At 71.6% G+C, this 18,748-nt stretch carries 12 protein-coding genes, 2 tRNA genes and 1 pseudogene; 10 read left to right on the plus strand and 5 right to left on the minus strand.

Annotated elements, in window-relative coordinates:
* Positions 1-43: 43 nt before the first annotated feature.
* On the minus strand, positions 44-967 hold the full coding sequence (locus tag ACIOMQ_RS08175) for a bifunctional DNA primase/polymerase (RefSeq protein WP_362201534.1): 924 nt from the start codon (positions 965-967) through the stop codon (positions 44-46).
* 324 nt (positions 968-1,291) lie between these two features.
* On the opposite strand from ACIOMQ_RS08175, the gene ACIOMQ_RS08180 reads away from it, so the two are divergent.
* The 8 genes from ACIOMQ_RS08180 (at position 1,292) to ACIOMQ_RS08215 (ending at position 9,649) form a co-directional block, all read left to right on the plus strand.
* Entirely contained in the window at positions 1,292-1,603 is a 312-nt protein-coding gene (locus tag ACIOMQ_RS08180) for a hypothetical protein (RefSeq protein WP_362201531.1), read from the plus strand.
* Positions 1,604-1,870: 267 nt separating this feature from the next.
* A complete protein-coding gene (locus ACIOMQ_RS08185) occupies positions 1,871-3,049 on the plus strand; it encodes an acyl-CoA dehydrogenase family protein (RefSeq protein ID WP_401755063.1) in 1,179 nt (392 codons plus the stop codon).
* 125 nt (positions 3,050-3,174) lie between these two features.
* On the plus strand, positions 3,175-4,086 hold the full coding sequence (locus tag ACIOMQ_RS08190) for a bifunctional MaoC family dehydratase N-terminal/OB-fold nucleic acid binding domain-containing protein (RefSeq protein WP_402188245.1): 912 nt from the start codon (positions 3,175-3,177) through the stop codon (positions 4,084-4,086).
* 1 nt (position 4,087) lies between these two features.
* Positions 4,088-5,251 carry an acyl-CoA dehydrogenase family protein gene (locus ACIOMQ_RS08195; protein WP_402188247.1) on the plus strand — a complete coding sequence of 388 codons (1,164 nt, stop codon included), beginning with the start codon at positions 4,088-4,090 and terminating at the stop codon, positions 5,249-5,251.
* Positions 5,252-5,337: 86 nt separating this feature from the next.
* Positions 5,338-5,733, plus strand: a complete 396-nt coding sequence (locus ACIOMQ_RS08200; RefSeq protein WP_362201519.1) for a MaoC family dehydratase — start codon at positions 5,338-5,340, stop codon at positions 5,731-5,733.
* Positions 5,730-6,896, plus strand: coding sequence for a lipid-transfer protein (locus tag ACIOMQ_RS08205; protein WP_362201516.1), 1,167 nt, complete (start codon positions 5,730-5,732; stop codon positions 6,894-6,896). Before ACIOMQ_RS08200 ends, ACIOMQ_RS08205 begins: the two co-directional genes overlap by 4 nt.
* 142 nt (positions 6,897-7,038) lie before the next feature.
* Positions 7,039-7,707: a SigE family RNA polymerase sigma factor gene (locus tag ACIOMQ_RS08210; protein WP_362201513.1), complete on the plus strand. Its 669-nt coding sequence runs from the start codon at positions 7,039-7,041 to the stop codon at positions 7,705-7,707.
* Positions 7,708-7,999: 292 nt separating this feature from the next.
* Entirely contained in the window at positions 8,000-9,649 is a 1,650-nt protein-coding gene (locus ACIOMQ_RS08215; RefSeq protein WP_362201510.1) for a long-chain fatty acid--CoA ligase, read from the plus strand.
* A gap of 151 nt (positions 9,650-9,800) precedes the next feature.
* Here the strand turns inward: ACIOMQ_RS08215 and ACIOMQ_RS08220 are convergent, their stop codons facing one another.
* Both ACIOMQ_RS08220 and ACIOMQ_RS08225 read right to left on the minus strand, forming a co-directional pair.
* Positions 9,801-13,964 (minus strand): PAS domain-containing protein, encoded by a 4,164-nt coding sequence (locus ACIOMQ_RS08220; protein ID WP_402188249.1) that lies wholly within the window; start codon positions 13,962-13,964, stop codon positions 9,801-9,803.
* A gap of 181 nt (positions 13,965-14,145) precedes the next feature.
* Positions 14,146-14,598 (minus strand): SSI family serine proteinase inhibitor, encoded by a 453-nt coding sequence (locus ACIOMQ_RS08225; protein ID WP_401261896.1) that lies wholly within the window; start codon positions 14,596-14,598, stop codon positions 14,146-14,148.
* Positions 14,599-14,829: 231 nt separating this feature from the next.
* Here ACIOMQ_RS08225 and ACIOMQ_RS08230 point away from each other — a divergent pair.
* A tRNA-Ser gene (locus ACIOMQ_RS08230) sits at positions 14,830-14,920 on the plus strand.
* 122 nt (positions 14,921-15,042) lie between these two features.
* Here the strand turns inward: ACIOMQ_RS08230 and ACIOMQ_RS08235 are convergent.
* A pseudogene (locus ACIOMQ_RS08235) lies at positions 15,043-16,440 on the minus strand (hypothetical protein).
* 686 nt (positions 16,441-17,126) lie between these two features.
* On the opposite strand from ACIOMQ_RS08235, the gene ACIOMQ_RS08240 reads away from it, so the two are divergent.
* Positions 17,127-17,199 (plus strand) — tRNA-Arg (locus ACIOMQ_RS08240).
* Positions 17,200-17,413: 214 nt separating this feature from the next.
* Here ACIOMQ_RS08240 and ACIOMQ_RS08245 read toward each other — a convergent pair.
* Positions 17,414-18,388: a COX15/CtaA family protein gene (locus ACIOMQ_RS08245; RefSeq protein WP_362201497.1), complete on the minus strand. Its 975-nt coding sequence runs from the start codon at positions 18,386-18,388 to the stop codon at positions 17,414-17,416.
* Between the last annotated feature and the right edge of the window lie 360 nt (positions 18,389-18,748).

The raw sequence follows: 18,748 nt of genomic DNA on the forward strand, positions 1-18,748 counted from the left end.
TCCGTTCCACGAGAGACCAAAAGCGGCCAATCTCGGTGCCCTGTCACGTTGCCGGGTCCGATGGCCCGTACGGGGCCGTCCCGGGTCCCTTCCCGTTCCCGTTCCCGTGGCCCGTGGTGAGGCGGGCTGCCGAGGCGATGGTGGCGCGGGCCTCGCGTTCGGTGAGGCCGGTGCGGACGGCGGCGTGGGTGAGGGCGTCCGCCAGGGCGTCGCCGAAACCGTGTTCATAGGCGCGGCAGGCTGCCCAGAAGAGCCGTGTGTTGCGCCGGCCCTCGTGTGCCGCGAGGACGAACCGGACCAGTCCTCGGCCCTGATCGGGCCGGGGAGCGGGGCGGTGAGGGCGCGCGGGGGGCCTGAGCAGGTGGAGGAGTGCGCGGGGGCAGGGGGCCGGCGGGAGGGCGGCGGTGCCCGGGGCGAGCCGGTACGTGCCACGGGCGGTGACGGAGCCGGGGCCGACCAGGTAGCCGCCGGCGCCCCGTACGTCGATGCCGGGGGCGAGGCGGCTCGCGGAGTTCGGGACGGAGACGCCGGGCGGCCCGGTCAGCCAGATGTGGCGGCCGCCGCTGGGTGTGAGCACCGTGACGGTCGGCGGGATGGTGAACAGGTGGTGCAGGGCGAGCTGCCGCAGGGATGCGGCGGAGTCGTTCCTGCCGGTGGTGTCGACGTCCAGGTCGATGCCGATGAGGTAGTGCGGGGGGCGGCCGCAGGCGATGCCATAGCCGGTGGCCCAGGGGGCGGCGGCGAAGAGGGCGCGCACGGCGGCGGGGTTCGTGGTGGCGTCGTGGACGCCGTGACCGGGAAGGCCGCAAGCGCCCCGGCAGGCGACCGGCCGGACTTCGTTCCGGTGCGGAGAGGGCAGGGCGGGGAGCTTTCCGGCGGAGAGCGGGATGACGGGAAGCCCGCGCTCGGCGGCGGCGAGCGCGTGGGCCAGGGCCAGGGTGGCGGTCTGCCGGTCGGTGGTGGCCATGGTTCTATTTTCGTACATACGTTCGAAGAAGGAAAGAGGGCGAGTGTCGGCGCGCGCGGGTGCCGGAACGCTTCTTCTCTTGGGGGGTGCGGGATCGAGCGGGGCGGAGGTGGTGGGAGGGGGCGCAGAAGGGGTGCGGGCTGGGGTTCTGGGGCGCGAGAGGGTTTACCGGACGTTCCTCATGCGTGCGGGGGAATCGGATTGCCCGGGTGGTTCGCCGCGGATTCGGTGGGCAGCCCTGGTGTCGCGACGTCGTGACCAAGCCGGGGCGGTCGGCCAGCTGCCCCGGAACAAGCCGGACTTTCGGTTCCTGGAGGAATTGACATGGCAAGCATCCGTACCGCTCGTGCCCTCGCCGCTGTCGCAGCCCTGCCTCTCGCCGCCGCTCTCTTCGGCGGCGTGGCCCAGGCCGACAACGGCTCGTTCGCGAACGACGGATCGAACGCGGCTGTTGCCACGGCCGGCGGCAGCGGCGCCGGCGGCATCAACTCCGGCAATGAGTCCACGTCGCAGCAGCAGGCCGTCGGCTCCGGAGCGTCGAACCAGAGCAACTCGGCCCAGGTGAACGGCTCGGCGATCACTCCGATCGATCAGCACAACGAGAATCTCGCCGTGAACTTCACCCATCTCTGCTGAGCCGGGGCCGGCCTCGGCCCGGTCGGGGGGTTGGTCCGCGGCTGGTTGAACAGCGGCCTGCGCGAGGGTGCTCCGGTACCCATGCGCAGGCCGCTTCGTGTGGTGCCGGTGGTCGTGTGCAGGCTGCTTCTCGTGGTGTCGGTGGTCGTGCCGGGTTGTCGCCGACCTTGACAGCGCGTACGTATCTGACGGACAGTCAGAAACCTTGAGCCCGTGTCCGTGTCCGTACGCCCGTGTCCGTATGCCCGTGTCCGGGAGGCAGCCGCCGTGCACCTCGCCCAGACGGAGCGACAGCAACAGCTGCGCGCCGAACTCCGTACGTACTTCCGCAAGGTGATGCCCAGGAGGGACGCGAGAACGGGGCCGCCCGGGGCCGAGGACCCGGCCGGGCAACGGCAACTGCTCCGCCGGATCGGTGCCGACGGAATGCTCGGGCTCGGCTGGCCCGTCGAATACGGCGGCCAGGGCCGCGGAGCCGACGAGCAGTTCGTCTTCTTCGACGAGGCCTACCGGGCGGGGGCGCCCGTCTCGATGGTCACCCTCAACACCGTCGGCCCGACGCTGATGAAATACGGGACCGACGAGCAGAAGGCGTACTTCCTGCCCAGGATCCTCAGCGGCGACCTCGTCTTCGCCATCGGGTACAGCGAGCCGGAGGCCGGTACGGACCTCGCGGCGCTGCGCACCAGGGCCGTGCGGGACGGCGACTCCTGGGTGATCGACGGGCAGAAGATCTTCACCAGCAACGCGCAGCACGCGGACTGGATCTGGCTGGCCTGCCGTACGGACCCGGATGCGCCCAAGCATCAGGGCATCTCGATCATCCTGGTCCCGACGGACGCCCCCGGGTTCTCCTGGACGCCGATCGAGACCGTGGGCGGACTGACCACGACGTCCACGTACTACGACGGCATAAGGGTGCCCCTGACCCGTCTGGTCGGTGCGGAGAACGGCGGCTGGGGGCTGATCACCAACCAGCTGAACCATGAACGGGTGGCTCTCGCCGCCATAGGAATGCAGGCCGAGGACTTCTACGAGGCGGCACGCGCCTTCGCCCGCACCCCCGACCCGGTCACGGGCCGACGTCCGGTCGACGAGCCCTGGGTGCGGAGCCGGCTGGCCGAGGCATACGCCCGGCTGGCGGCGACGCGCCTGCTCAACTGGCGCCTGGTGGGGGATGTCGGCGCGGGTGCGCTGGCCCCCGGCGAGGCGAGCGGCGTGAAGTTCGTGGGAACCGAGAGCGCCGTCGAGGTGTACCGGATCTGCCAGGAGATCACGGGTGAGGCCGGAACGATCCGGGGCGGTTCGCCCGGCTCCTTCGGGGACGGGGAGCTGGAGCGGATGAACAGGGCTGCGCAGATCAACACCTTTGGGGGCGGAGTGAGCGAGGTGCAGCGGGAGATCGTCGCGACCATGCGGCTCGGGATGAAGAGGGGCAAGCGGTGACGGGCGCGCGGGAACGGCGGGAAGAGTTGGAGGAACGGGAAGCGAGGGAGGGACGAGAAACGCGGAGAGGACGGGAGGAGCAGGGGGGACGGGAGGAGCAGGGGGGACGGGAAGCGCGCGACGAGTTGTATGAGCGGCTCAAGGCGTTCGAGGGGCGGCCCGCCGCGACCGCGGGCGTCGGCAAGGATCCGGTCAACGAGCCGATGATCAGGCACTGGTGCGAGGCGATGGGGGACACCGCCCCCGCCTACACGGGTCCGGACGCGATCGCTCCGCCGACGATGCTGCAGGCGTGGACGATGGGCGGTCTGTCGGGGCACACCGACCGCTCCGACGCGTACGAGGAACTGTTCGGGCTGCTCGACGGCGCGGGCTGCACCTCGGTGGTCGCGACCGACTGCGAGCAGGAGTACCTGCGGCCGCTGCGGCCGGGCGACCGGATCACGTTCGACGCGGTGATCGAGTCCGTCTCGGAGCGCAAGACGACCAAGCTGGGGACGGGCTACTTCGTGACGACCCGGATGGATGTCCGCGCGGAGGGGGAGCCCGCCGGGACGCACCGCTTCCGGATCCTCAAGTACGCGCCGGCAGCGGTGAAGCGGGCGGCGCGGCCCGGCGGACGGAGCCTGCGCCCGAGGCCGGTGATCAACCGGGACAACGCCGGGTTCTGGCAGGGCGTCGCCGAGCACAGGCTGCTGATCCAGCGGTGCGGCGCGTGCGCGACGCTGCGCTTTCCCTGGCTGCCCGGCTGCAACGGGTGCGGCAGCCAGGAATGGGACACGGTCGAGGCGAGTGGCGAGGGCACCGTCTTCAGCCATGTGGTGATGCACCACCCGCCCTTTCCCGCGTTCAGCGCCTTTGACGGTGGCGGTCCGTACGCGGTGGCGCTGATCGAGCTGGCGGAGGGGGTGCGGATGGTGAGCAATGTGATCGGGGTGCCGTACGACAAGGTGCGGGCGGGAATGCCGGTGCGGCTGGAATTCCTCCGTACGGACCCGGAGTTGGAGCTTCCGGTCTTCCGGGGAGGCGAGGGCTGACATGGATTTCGCGCCCACTGAGGAACAGACCGCGGCGCAGGGGCTGGCCGCGCGGATCTTCGGGGATCTGTCGACGCACGAGCGGCTGGCCGGGGCAGGCACGGGGACGGACGCCGAGCTGTGGAAGGAGCTGTGCGCGGCCGGACTGACCGCGGCGGTCGAGGAGATCGGGCTACTGGGCCTGGTGCTCCTGCTGGAGGAGCAGGGCCGGACGACGGCGCAGGTGCCGTTCGCGGCGAGCTGTGTGTACGGGCTGCTCGCCGTCGCCGCGCACGGTACGGACGAGCAGCGGGAGCGGCTGCTGCCTCCGCTGCGGGACGGCACGGCCGTCGCCACCGGGGCGTTCCCGGCGCGCGGGGGGATGCGGGCGGACGACGAGGGACGGCTGAGCGGCAGCGTGCCGTACGTGCCGTGGCTGCGGGACGCGTCCCTCGTCCTCGTCGCGGACTCGGACCGGGGGCTGTGGATCGTACGGATCGGTGATCCGGGTGTGGGGACCGAGCCGGTCGAGACCACGGCGCCGTGGTCGGCCGCGCGGCTCGTCCTGGACGGGGCGAGAGGGGAGCGGCTCGGTGGTGAAGGGGCGCCTGAGGAGCGGCGCACGGGCATCGTCGGAGCCGGAGCACGCGGGGGGCCGGGTGTCGTGGGCGCCGGAGCGCACAGAGAGTCACGCGCTGGCGCACGCGGGGGGCTGGGCGTCGTGGGCGCCGGGGCGTACGAGGCGGTGCTGGCCGCGAGCCGGATCGCGTTCGCCGGACTGCAGGCCGGGGTGTGCGCCGGTTCGCTCGCCCGTGCCGTCGCCCACACCAACACCCGGGAGCAGTTCGGGCGGCCGCTCTCCACCAAGCAGGCGGTACTGCTGCGCGCCGCCGACGCCCATATGGACACCGAGGCGATCCGCGTCACCGCGTACGAGGCGGCCTGGCGGTATGACACGGGACTGCCGTACGGACCTCAGGCGCTGACCGCCGCCTGGTGGGCGTCGGAGGCCGGAAAGCGGGTGGTGCACGCCGGACAGCATCTGCACGGCGGAACGGGCGCGGACCTCGACCACCCCGTACACCGTCACTTCCTCTGGGGCCGTCAGCTCGACGCCTACCTGGGGTGCGGCAGCGAAGTGCTTCAGGAGCTCGGCGGGTTGCTGGTGAAGGAGGGACCGGAGTGAAGGTCGGTGGTGAAGGAGGGACCGGAGTGAAGGTCGGTGGTGAAGGAGGAGCCGGAGTGAAGGTCGGTGGTGAAGGAGGGACCGGAGTGAAGGTCGGTGAGGAGCTGGCGCCGCTGGAGATCGCGGTGACCCGCACCCTGATCGTGGCGGGTGCCATTGCCTCCCGCGACTACCAGGACGTGCACCACGACGCGGAACTCGCCCGGGAGAAGGGCTCCCCGGACATCTTCATGAACATCCTGACGACCAACGGCCTGGTCGGCCGGTACGTCACCGACCGCTTCGGCCCGTCGGCCGTGCTCCGCAAGGTCGCCATCAGGCTGGGCGCGCCCAACTACCCGGGGGACACCATGGTCCTGAGCGGCACGGTCACCGCCCTCGGGGAGGACGGGACGGCCGAGGTGAAGGTCGTCGGGACCAACGGTCTCGGCAGGCATGTCACCGGCACCGTGACCGTCGGCGTTCCGGAGGGGGCGGCATGAGCCTGCGCAGGGCCGACTCGCTCGGCGGCAGGGCAGCGGTCGTGGGGATCGGGGCGACCGAGTTCTCCAAGGACTCCGGGCGCAGCGAGCTCAGACTGGCCGTCGAGGCGGTGCGGGCCGCCCTCGACGACGCCGGACTGACGCCCGCCGACGTCGACGGCCTGGTCACCTTCACCATGGACACCAGCCCCGAGATCACCGTCGCCCAGGCGGCCGGTATCGGTGAGCTGTCGTTCTTCTCCCGCGTCCACTACGGCGGCGGGGCGGCCTGCGCCACCGTCCAGCAGGCGGCCCTGGCCGTGGCGAGCGGGGCGGCGGACGTCGTGGTCTGCTACCGCGCGTTCAACGAACGCTCCGGGCGCAGATTCGGCTCCGGAGTGCAGCAGCGGGAGCCCACCGCGGAGGGCACGGCGCTCGGCTGGAACCTCCCCTTCGGGCTGCTCACGCCGGCCTCCTGGGTCGCCATGGCCGCCCAGCGCTATCTGCACGCGTACAACCTGACGCCGGACGCCTTCGGCCATGTCGCCGTCACCGACCGCCGCCATGCCGCCCGGAACCCCGCGGCGTACTTCTTCGGGAAGCCGATCACCCTGGCCGACCATGCCGCGTCGCGGTGGATCGTCGAACCGCTGCGGCTGCTCGACTGCTGCCAGGAGACCGACGGCGGGCAGGCGATCGTCGTCACCAGCGCGGAGCGGGCCCGGGATCTGCCGCAGCCGCCCGCCGTGATCGTCGCCGCCGCCCAGGGGGCCGGGCGGGCGCAGGAGCAGATGACCAGCTTCTACCGCGACGGTCTCACCGGGCTGCCGGAGACGAGGGTGGTCGCCCGGCAGTTGTGGCGGAACTCCGGCCTCTCCCCCGCCGACATCGATGTGGGCATCCTCTACGACCACTTCACCCCGTTCGTCCTGATGCAGCTGGAGGAGTTCGGCTTCTGCGCACCGGGCGAGGCGGCCGATTTCGTCGCGGCCGACGCGCTGCCCCTGAACACGCACGGCGGCCAGCTGGGGGAGGCGTACCTGCACGGGATGAACGGCATCGCGGAGGCGGTCCGGCAGATCCGGGGCTCGTCGGTGAACCAGGTGTCCGGGGTGGCCCGCACCCTGGTCACGGCAGGCACCGGCGTGCCCACCTCGGGGCTGATACTGGGCGCGGACGACTGACCCGGCGGCCGACCCTGAGCCCTGACGACGACGACTCCACCTACAGGAGGTGGAACAGGCCCTACCCCTACACCCTGAGACGGACGCCGTTTCGGGACCTGGGGCCGATCCCCGGGGCGGTGCCCGCTCCTAGCGTGGAGCCATGACCACGCCAGTCTGCACGGGCACCTCCGGGGGAGCTGCCATCACCGGACACATCCCGCACAGCTCGCACGGGACGTACACGGCGCACGGGACGCACACGTCGCACGCAGCGCAGGCAGCGCACGCGCCGTTCGCCTCGCGCCCTTCGTACGCCTCACGGGCTCCGTACGCCCCGTATCCGTCGTTCTCCTCGTTCGTACGGGCACGGGGACCCGTTCTGCTGCGCGCCGCCCGCTCGCTCACCGCGAACCCGAGCGACGCCGAGGACCTGCTGCAGACCGCGCTCACCAAGACGTATGTCGCCTGGGAACGGATCGAGGACCACCGGGCACTCGACGGCTATGTCCGCCGAGCACTGCTGAACACCCGGACCTCGCAGTGGCGCAAGCGCAAGGTCGACGAGTTCGCCTGCGACGAACTGCCCGAGCAGGAGGCCCCCGGGGCCCCCGACCCGGCCGAGCACCAGACGCTGCACGACGCGATGTGGCGTGCCGTGCTGAAGCTTCCCGACCGGCAGCGGGCGATGGTGGTCCTGCGGTACTACGAGGACCTGAGTGAGGCCCAGACGGCCGAGGTGCTCGGGGTGTCCGTCGGCACCGTGAAGAGCGCGGTGTCGCGCGCGCTCGGCAAGCTCAGGGAGGATCCGGAGCTGGCTCCGGTCCGCTGACGCCGAGCCGGGCGGGTGTGAGGGTGTCGGCGGGTGTGATGGTGCCGGCGGTGTGACGGTGCGCGGCGGGTGCGACGACGTCGGCCGGTGTGATGGTGCCGGGCGGGTGTGACGGCGCCGGCGGATGTGAGGGTGCCGGCCGGTGTGACCGTGCCGCCGGTGTGACGGTGCCAGGGGGTGTGATGTTGCCGATCGGCGCCGATTCGTACGCCCGGAGTAGTGACATACCGAATGGTATGTGAGCAGAATCAGCGGAACCCTACTGCCGCGTAGCGCCCACCGGGAGGACGCCGTGCTGAGCACCATGCAGGACGTACCGCTGACTGTCACCCGCATCCTCGAACATGGGATGACCAATCACGGGAAGTCGCAGGTCACGACCTGGACCGGCGAGCCCGAGCCGCAGCGGCGCAGCTTCGCCGAGATCGGCCGGCGGGCCACCCAGCTGGCGAACGCGCTGCGCGACGAGCTCGGTGTCGACGGCGACCAGCGCATAAGCACCCTCATGTGGAACAACGCCGAACACGTCGAGGCGTATCTCGCGATCCCCTCGATGGGCGCGGTCCTCCACACCCTCAACCTCCGCCTCCCCGCCGAGCAGTTGATCTGGATCGTCAAGCACGCCGACGACAAGGTCGTCATCGTCAACGGCTCCCTGCTGCCGCTGCTCGCGCCGCTCCTGCCCCATCTGACGTCGATCGAGCACGTGATCGTCACGGGGCCGGGCGACCGTTCCGTCCTGGACGGCGCGGCGCCCCGGGTGCACGAGTACGAGGAACTGATCGCCGGCCGTCCGACCAGCTACGACTGGCCCGAGCTCGACGAACGCCAGGCCGCCGCCATGTGCTACACCTCCGGCACCACCGGCGATCCCAAGGGCGTCGTCTACTCCCACCGCTCCATCTACCTGCACTCCATGCAGGTCAACATGGCCGAGTCGATGGGCCTGACCGACAAGGACACCACGCTGGTGGTCGTCCCGCAGTTCCACGTGAACGCATGGGGTCTGCCGCACGCGACGTTCATGTCCGGCATCAACATGCTCATGCCGGACCGGTTCCTGCAGCCCGTCCCGCTCGCCGACATGATCGAGCGCGAGAAGCCGACCCACGCCGCCGCGGTGCCCACCATCTGGCAGGGGCTGCTCGCCGAGGTCATCGCCAACCCGCGCGACCTCAGCTCCATGGCCCGCGTCACCATCGGCGGCGCCGCCTGCCCGCCCTCCCTCATGGAGGCGTACGACAAGCTCGGCGTCCGCCTCTGCCACGCCTGGGGCATGACGGAGACCTCACCGCTCGGCACCATGGCCAACCCGCCCGCCGGGCTGACCGGGGAAGAGGAGTGGCCCTACCGCGTCACCCAGGGCCGCTTCCCGGCCGGCGTCGAGGCACGCCTGATCGGCCCCGGCGGCGAGCTGCTGCCGTGGGACAACGAGTCGGCCGGTGAGCTGGAGGTGCGTGGCCCCTGGATCGCCGGGGCGTACTACGGGGGTGCGGACGGCGAGGCCCTGCGCCCCGGGGACAAGTTCAGCGAGGACGGCTGGCTGAAGACCGGTGACGTCGGTGTGATCAGCGACGACGGATTCCTCACCCTGACCGACCGGGCCAAGGACGTCATCAAGTCCGGCGGCGAATGGATCTCCAGTGTCGAGCTGGAGAACGCCCTCATGGCGCACCCGGACGTGGCCGAGGCGGCGGTCGTCGCCGTCCCGGACGAGAAGTGGGGCGAGCGTCCGCTCGCCACCGTCGTGCTCAAGGACGGGGCCATGGCCGACTACGAGGCGCTGAAGGGCTTTCTCGCCGAGTCCGGCATCGCCAAGTGGCAGCTGCCGGAGCGCTGGACGATCATTCCGGCGGTGCCGAAGACGAGCGTCGGCAAGTTCGACAAGAAGGTGATCCGCAAGCAGTACGCGGAGGGCGAGCTGGACATCACCCGGCTCTGACCGGGCCAGGCGGGGCCGGGTCGGGTCGGGTCGGGCCAGGTCGGGCCAGGCGGGGCCGGGTCGGGGCAGGTCGGGCCGGGTCGGGGAGTACGACGAGGGCGGTACGGGAGATCCCGTACCGCCCTCGTCGTCATCTGCCCTTGTCCGCCGGTCAGTTCGTGCCGATCTTCGCGAGCAGGTCGACGATGCGCGACTGCACCTCCTCGCTGGTGGAGCGCTCGGCCAGGAAGAGCACGGTCTCGCCCGAGCTGAGCTTCGGCAGCTCCGTCCCGGCCATGTCGGCGGAGGTGTAGACGACCAGCGGGGTCCGGTTCAACTGGCCGTTGGCTCGCAGCCAGTCGACGATCCCGGCCCGGCGGCGGCGCACCTGCATCAGGTCCATCACCACCAGATTGGGCCGCATCCGGGTGGCGAGCGCCACCGCCTCGTTGTCGGTGGAGGCCCGCGCAACCTGCATGCCGCGGCGCTCCAACGTCTCCGTCAGCGCCAGCGCGATCTCCTCGTGCTCCTCGATCAACAGCACCCGCGGCGGATGCTGTTCGCTGTCGCGCGGGGCGAGTGCCTTCAGGAGCACGGCCGGGTCGGCACCGTACGCCGCCTCCCGCGACGCCTGCCCCAGACCGGCCGTCACCAGTACGGGGACCTCGGCCGCCACCGCCGCCTGACGCAGCGACTGGAGCGCCTTGCGGGTGATGGGACCGGTGAGCGGGTCGACGAAGAGCGCGGCGGGGAACGCCGCGATCTGGGCGTCGACCTCCTCGCGCGAATGCACGATCACCGGCCGGTAGCCGCGGTCGCTCAGCGCCTGCTGGGTGGAGACGTCGGGCGCGGGCCAGACGAGCAGCCGCCGCGGGTTGTCCAGCGGCTCGGGGGGCAGCTCGTCGTCGACCGGCTGCGGCGACGGGCGGTTGGCGACCTCGACCGCGCCACCCGGACCGTCCAGCGGCTCCGGACCCTCGGCGCCCTCGTCGGGCGCGCCTATGGCGTACGCGCGTCCTTCGGCCTCCGGCGTGGAGAGCAACTGCCCCGAACCCGGGTTCGGGCCCTGCCCGGCGCCCGACGGAGACGGCGCGGACGGGGACGGCGCGGACTGCGGCAGTGCGGCCTGCGGGGCGTGTTCGTCCTCCGGCGGGGCGGCGAGCTTACGGCGCCGTCCGGCTCCGCCGAGCGTCTGGTTCTGCTGATGCGCGATGTGCTGGGCGAACGGCACGCCCTGACCGAGCGTCCGCACGCTGAACGCGCGGCCCTGCGTCGAGTCCGACGAACCGCCGGGCACCGGAGCCTCCGCGGGCAGCGGCTGCCTGCGCGCGTCCGGGCCGGGCGCGGCGTTCTGGGGACGGCTCTCCGCGATGCCGGTGGCGTCGGCGGCGCCCGCGACGGCCGTGGTGCCGGTGGCGTGCGTCGTGTGTCCGGCCTCGGGCCAGTCCGGTTCGCCGCCCGGCCGGGCGGCGGGCTGATCGACGGCCTGCTCGCCGGGCCGGCCGTCGGCCCGCACGGCCGGCTGGGGAACGTCGGCCTGCTGAGGGGCGTCGGCCTGCTGGGGAGCGTCCGCATGACGCGCCCGGCGCCGCCCGGTCGGTACGGGGTGCGCCTGGGGCGGGGTGTGGTCCTCGTCCGGCGCGATGCGAACGGCGTCGTGGCGTCCGGGCAGCGAGGCGTCCGCGTCGGCGGCGGCCGGGGCCGGGGTCCGGTCGGCATCCGCCGGCGGGAGGGCGAACGGGGTACGGGGCCCGGTCGGCTCGGCCTGGGCCGACCGCTCCTGCGCGGCCGCCAGGGCCCGCCGCGCCCGCCGCCCGGTCGGCTGGGGCGCCGCGGCGGTCCCGGCCCCGGTCCCGGCCCCAGCCCTGTCCCCAGCCTGCGGGAGGCCCTTGGAAGCGGAGGGAGAGGGGGAGGGGGAGGTAGAAGCCGCGGAAGAAGCCGCGGAAGAAGCAGCGGGAGAAGCCGCGGAAGAAGCAGCGGAAGAAGCCGCGGAAGAAGCAGCGGGAGAAGCCGGCAGGGCCAACTGGTTCTCGCCGCCCTGGCGCGCCCGGTGCCCACCCGTCGGCACCGGCACCGGCGCCTCGACCGGAACACCCTGCGGCGGCACGGTCTGGCCACGCTGCGAACGGCCACCGCCACCCTGAGCGCCCTCGGCAGCCGTCACCACCGCCCCCTCGGACGGTGCGGAAGCCGCGGGCAGCGCCAGCGCCTGCCCCGTCCCCTGCTGCTGCTCGGCAGCGGGTTCTCCGGGCCCCTGGCCCTGTCCCCGGCCCTGCTCGGGCAGCTGGGACAGCTGAGCCGGAAGCGCATGCTGAGCACCGGTCTCGGCCGGGCTCGGCCGCCCCCGCCTGCGCCCCGAGCCCTCGCCCTGCTGGACGGGAATCATGTCGTGCGCGCCCTGCGTCTCCCGCGCGCCCTGCGCCGCGGGGTCACGGCGCGCCCGGCGCCGCCCCGTCGGCTCGGCCGCCGCGGTGTCACCGTCACCGGAACGGTCACCGGAACCGTCGTCGGTCCCCGCTCCGGAACCCGCCCCGGAACCGCCCACGGGGCTCTCCAGGAACGCGTCCGTGGACGCCCGCCGCGCCCGCCGCCGTCCGCCGCCCGGACCGCCCTGACCGGCCACCGGCTCCGACTCCGGCCCCGGACCCGGCCCCGGACCCGGCTCCGGTTCGGGCTCCGCCCCGGGCGCCGGTGGCATCACCGTTCCCGAGCCCGCGCCCAACGGCACTTCGAGCACGTACGCGCTGCCGCTCATCCCCGGCACCTCGTGCGTCTGGAGCACACCGCCGTGCGCCCGCACGATCCCGCGCACGATCGGCTCGTGCACCGGGTCTCCCCCGGCGAACGGCCCACGCACCTCGATCCGTACGACCTCACCGCGCTGCGCCGCCGCGACGACGACCGTCGAGTCGACGTAGCCGCCGCCGGGCACCACGCGGGCCTTGCCGGTCGAGTCGACCCCGGCGACATCCGCGACCAGATGGGCGAGCGCGGTCACCAGCCGGGCCGCGTCCACCTCGGCCTCGATCGGCGGCGCGTGCACCGCGAACTGGGCGCGCCCGGGACCGATCAGCTCGACGGACGCGTCGATACCGGCCGTCACGACCGAGTCGAGCAGCACGTTCGCCTTGACCAGGTCCTCCGAGCCGGCGTCCAGGCGCTGGTAGCCGAGCACGTTGTCGACGAGCGTGGTCATCCGGGCATAGCCCGCGGCCAGGTGGTGCAGGATCTGGTTGGCCTCCGGCCACAGCTGGCCGGCCGGGTCGGCGGCGAGCGTGGAGAGTTCGCCGCGCAGCTCCTCCAGCGGCCCGCGCAGCGACTCGCCGAGAACGGCGGTGAGCTGGGCGTGCCGGGCGGTCAGCGCGGCCAGCTGCTCGGCCTGCGCTTCCAGTTCGGCGGTGTAGCGCTCGGCCCGGTCGGCCAGTTCCGCGCTGTGCCGTTCCGTCAGCTCGGTGACCTCGGCGGTGTGGCTCGCGGTCAGTTCGGCGACCTCGGCCGTGTGCTGCTCGCCGAGCTCCTCGTACGGCCTGCGGTCGGTGAACGTCATGACGGCACCGACCAGCTGGTCCCCGTCCCGGACCGGGGCGGTGGTCAGGTCGACCGGCACCTGCGCACCGCTCTTGGACCACAGCACCTGCCCGCGCACCCGGTGCTTGCGGCCGGACCTGAGGGTGTCGGCGAGCGGCGACTCCTCGTACGGGAACGGCTCGCCCTCCGCCCGCGAGTGCAGGATCAGCGGATGCAGCTCCTGGCCGCCCAGATCGCTGGCGCGGAAGCCGAGAATCTGCGCGGCGGCGGGGTTGACCAGGACGACCCGGCCGTCGGTGTCCGTACCGACGACGCCCTCGGCCGCGGCCCGCAGGATCATCTCGGTCTGCCGCTGCGAACGGGCCAGTTCGGCCTCGGTGTCGACGGTGCCCGACAGGTCCCGTACGACGAGCATCAGCAGCTCGTCACCCGTGTAGCTGCCGCTGTAGCTGCTCTGGAAGTCGCTGTACGCGGCCTGCCCGTCCTCCAGGCTGGCGCTGGTGACCTCGACCGGGTACTCGGTGCCGTCGGTGCGCCGCGCGGTCATCCGCGTCGGCTTCGTGCGGACCCGGTCGTCGGCGGACTCGGGACGGCGCATCGATCCCGGAATCAGCTTGGAGTCGAACTCCGGCACCAGGTCGAGGAGCCCGCGCCCGACGAGTGCGGTGCCCGGCGTCTCGAACATTTCGAGGGCGATCGTGTTGGCGTTGACGACCGTGCCGTTGCAGTTGACGAGCAGCAGCCCGTCGGGGAGTGCATCGAGTATTGCTGCGAGGCGAGCAGCGCCTCGGGATGGCCTGCTGCTCACGACGACGCTTCCTCCCTGGTTACCGCACCTTGCCGACAGCGGGCCCCATCTTGCCCCTCGGGCCGCGGGCTGTCACGGAAGGAGTCTAAAGGCAGGGGAGGGGCGTCGGTCGGCGGATGCGGGGGAGCTCTCACCAATGTTCTGTGCATACGGTGCTCCGGACAGGGGTACGGAGCCCCGCTCATCGGACGTTGGGGAGCACGGGCCGCAGATTGTTCCAGCGCGAGATCTCGCAGCCGTTGCTCCGGTGGAAGACCGTGTCGATGCCCCGTCCGCGCCAGGTACCGGTGACCCGGGCGGTGGCCGGACCCCCGAACTGCTGGGTGCACATCGCGCCCCGGGGCACCGGCGCGAACGGGGCCGCGCCCTCCCGCGCCAGCTCCTCCAGCCGGTCGCAGGCCGGCTGCGCCGCCGGGTGGCTGCCGCCCGTCGGCCCGCACTCCAGCTCGAAGACGCCCTCGGCCGCGGGGTCCCCCGAACCCGAGACCGTCACCGTCAGCCGGGTACGGGCGTCGTCCCCGGACAGCAGCGGCAGCGGCAGCGGAAAGGATCCGCCGGCCGCGGTCGCGGCCGGCGCGGCGGCGGTCAGCGCGGCGAGGGACGCGGCGGCGGTGAGGGCGAGACGGCGCAACATACGGGCTCCTGTGCTCGGGCACTTCGGCGGGACGAACGGCCTCCGCCCTCACTGACTCGGCGGGACGAACGGCCTCCGTCCTCACTAACGCTTCGCGCGCCACGGCGTTGCGCAACGGCAGGCGCTTTGCCCTCGTGCCCGACTGCCTAGTACCGTAGGCAGCGATTGGTGACGCAGTACTCAGCTGTGACATCATCTGCACGCACCACTCGCGCTCGCGCGAGGTGTGCTGGAGGCGTCGCCTAGTCCGGTCTATGGCGCCGCACTGCTAATGCGGTTTGGGTCTTAAAGCCCATCGAGGGTTCAAATCCCTCCGCCTCCGCTCTCTGACCAGGGAGTTCAGCCCGTCTCGGCTGAACTCCCTGAGTCGTTTTCAGAGCAGTTCTCAGAGCTGTTTTCACCCGCCTGATCGCACGGGTGACGTGACCAGGGGCCGGTCCCCGGCTACTTCCGGGTGGCGCAGGGGTCGCAGCAGGAGGGGGCCGGCTCGACGCAGATGGTGACGGTGTCGGTGTTGTTGGTGGGGTCGGGATCCTTTTCGTTGCCGGTGACGGTGGCGGTGTTGCTGATCGGACCGGCCTCGGTGGCCTTGGCCCGCAGCACGAGGGTGGCTCCGGCGCCGTCGGCCAGGGTGCCCACGGTCCACCGTCCGGTGGCCGGGTCGTAGCTTCCGGGGCCGTCGGCGGACAGGAAGGCGAGACCGTCCGGGAGCCGGTCGGTGACGGTGACGCCGGTGGCCCGGTTCGGGCCGGCGTTGTGGACACTGATGCGGTAGGTCACGGTCTGGCCGACGGTGACGGTGGTCGCGTCGGCCGCCTTGACTACGGCCAGGTCGGCGGCCGGGTTGACCTGCGTGATCTGCTCGTTGGAGGTGGCCGTCAGCCGCTCCGGGGTATCGCCGAGGCGGTTCTCGTAGGAGGCGGTGGCGGTGTTCCTGATCTGCTTGCCACCGGCGGCCCGGTCGATGGTGACCCGGTATTCGGCCGTGGTTCCCGCCGGCAGGGTCTCGGTGTTGGGCAGGCTGCCGCCCTCCCCGGCGGTGGTGATGTTGCCGAGTTCGAAGGCGACCTTGTCGGCCCGCGCGTCGTAGTACGCCTGGTCGTCACCCTGCGCGTCGGTCTTCGCGCCGGCGTTCGGGCCGTCGACGATACGCAGGGAACCGGGCAGATACGTCGTGCCCTGCGGGACGACGTCGGCCAGGACGAGGTTCTCGGCCGCGCCGCCGCCCTCGTTCCTGGCATTGATGCGGTAGGTGACGACGTCGCCCACCTCCAGCGGTCCCGTGGGAGCGGCGCTCTTGGTGAGCACCAGCTAGGGGGCGGTGCCGAAGAAGATGCCGTCCAGGAAGTTGCCGATGCTCTGGTTGCCCCCGGCGGCGGAGACGGAACGGAAGGCGAAGCGCGTCAGCGTCTGGCCTGCCGGGACGGTGTAGGTGCCGGTGTAGTAGCCCCAGGCGGTGTTGCCGTCGGTGAAGCGTCTCTGCTGCACCGCGGAGCCCGGCGCGCCGATGTCCAGCGCCATGGTGTCGTCCCCCTGGCGGCCGCGGTGGTAGAGCCGCCAGTACAGCTTCGTACCCGGTGTGGTGGGCAGGTCCTGGTAGAGCGTGGAGACCTGATTGGCGTTGAGCTCGGCGAACTGGGCGCCGTCGGCCGCCGGTACTCCGTTGAAGCCCGAGTGCCACAGCTCGATCATGTGGTCGGTGGCGGTGGTGAGCCAGCCCGGGACCCGCTTGGGCGCCTGCGTCTGTGAGGAGTCCGGCAGGATCTCCACACCGGTGACGACGGGCTGTTCGAAGCTGCCGTTGGCCAGGGCAACCCGGAGCGGAGCAGGAGGTGTGGACAAGGTTCTTCCCCTCAAGTCGACGCTGCTGGAACGCTCCGCCGTCCGACCGCACGTCTGCGCGCCGTGGCGGAGCCGGTGCATTCAGTAGCGCAATGCATTCGGGTGATCGCGTAAAGTGATGAACGGGGCAGTTCGGCCAACCCCGCGCGGCGGGTTTGTGAAACCCGCCCCTGGGTGACTCCCGCCACACCATCACCCGCGCCGCCGTCGGTGCGCCGCGCCCGCCGCACGCACCTCCTGGTTCTCTCCCGCCCACCCCGTCATGGCCTGAAGCCTTCGCCGCGCCTCGTGCGCCCACCCCTGCTCAGGGTGAATCGGCCACCACCGAAGTTGACGCCCCCGGCGCCGCGGCGGCGCCCGCGTGAATGTCCGCGTGAATGTCCGCGTGAATGTCCGCGCGAATGTCCGCGTGAACGTCCGTGGTGACGAGGGCCGCTGGCGCGCGCCGGGACCTCACCCGCCGACGGACCGTCGTCCCCGCCTGCCGGCGCGGGGCTTCGGCCGCATCCGGACCCGAGCCGTCCGCCGACCGCCCCGCACGGGCGCGGCGATACGCCCACGCAACCGCCGATCATGGTGTTTCCGCAGGTCGGGGCAGGTTTGGCTAATGGATTTCGCGCTACGGCGCAGGTCATGTAATGTTGTTCTCGCAACGCCGACCAGGCAGAAAAGCCCGGGAAGCACAAGCACTCGTAGCTTAACGGATAGAGCATCTGACTACGGATCAGAAGGTTGCAGGTTCGAATCCTGCCGAGTGCACAGCAGACCAGAGGCCCTGTGGAGTGATCCACAGGGCCTCTGGCTTATGCCTTGACGGCAGTGTTTGACGCCCGGCGGACCTCACACGCCTGGCTCGCCTCATCGCCCACAGCAGTGCTGACGAGGAACAGGTGCGCGCCGAGGACCGCGGGCACAACCCGTTCCACCGGGCGGCAACCAAGTTGAACAGCAGAACCCCAGGACCGCTGACCCTCTACGTGTCAGCAGCAATCGTGGACCGGGCAAGCCGCGCAGAGGGCTGATCTCCCACTGCAGCACGGGCAGTCGAGTGCCTCTTCACCACGAGGGTGACGCTGACCGCCCCCGCCCAGACGAGGGCCGAACCCAGAAGGTGCAGGACGACCGCCACCGAGGGCAATGAGGTGAGCGACTGGAACACACCGACTGCACCCTGCAGAGCGAAGACCGCCAGGAACACCCCGGTTCGCCGGCGAGCCGAAGAACCGGCGGGCAACGCGGTGAGCAGCAGTACCCCCAGCACGAGACAGGCCACAGCGATCGCCCCATGCACGATGGTGGCGCTCTCCCAGCCGAACGGCATCCGAGTCACATCGGAGGAGTCACCGGCATGCGGTCCGGAACCCGTCACCGCAGTGCCCACCACCAGCAGTGCAGCAGCACCCACCAGCAGCAGCCGGCTCAAGGTCACGGCCCTCCGGGACACGACCTCTTGTGCCGACACCCCACGCTCCTGCCATTGCACGCGTTCCCACGTGACAACCGCCGTGGCGAGCAGAAGCGACGCGGCAAGGAAGTGCGCGGCAACGATGTACGGGCTGAGCCGCATCCATACGGTGATGCCGCCGACTACGGCATTGAGAACAACCACCCAGAACTGAGCCCATGCCCCGCGCAGCACGTTTCGCGACGGAACACTCTGCAGGCGTGCGGCGATGATGAGCCAGCCGACCGCCACGCACAGGACACCGGTCAGGAGCCGGTTGCCGAACTCGATCGCACCGTGCACACCCATCTCTGCCGTGGGCGCGAGACTCTCGCCGGTACACGAGGGCCACTCCGGACAGCCCAATCCGGACCCGGTGACCCTCACCACTCCACCGGTCACAATGATCAGTACGGCCGCTGCAACCGAAGCCGCCGCCGCTCTGCGAAGGCTCTGCGGCCCCCACGTGTATCGGTCAGCTAGCCAGGAGAGCGGTGTCCGCACGATGACTCCTCACTGAGATCCGTGTTCCCCGGAGACATCCTAGTGAGGCTCACCAGCGAGCTCTGTCCTGCCTAGCCCCGAGATCACGAGCGCTGGCCAGACCCTGCATGCCGCACCAGCCCTGGCGATGCTCTGCGTCGGAACACACGCAGCTCAGCTGCATGCGAGCTGTTCAGAGTTTCTGTACTTCATCAAGGCGGCCCGCTGGCGCGGGCCGCGCCGCGCGGCGGCCCCAGGCCGCCGCTGGCTCCATGTCTCCGCCACCGCCTGCGACGGCCCCCGCCCACTCGCGCCGCAAAAGTCCGAAGAGCGGGCAGCCGGACCCCGGAAGAACCCAGACCGGCTGACCCGCGGCGAGCA

Origin of the sequence: Streptomyces sp. NPDC087845 (assembly GCF_044742755.1) — a bacterium.
GTDB lineage: Bacteria > Actinomycetota > Actinomycetes > Streptomycetales > Streptomycetaceae > Streptomyces.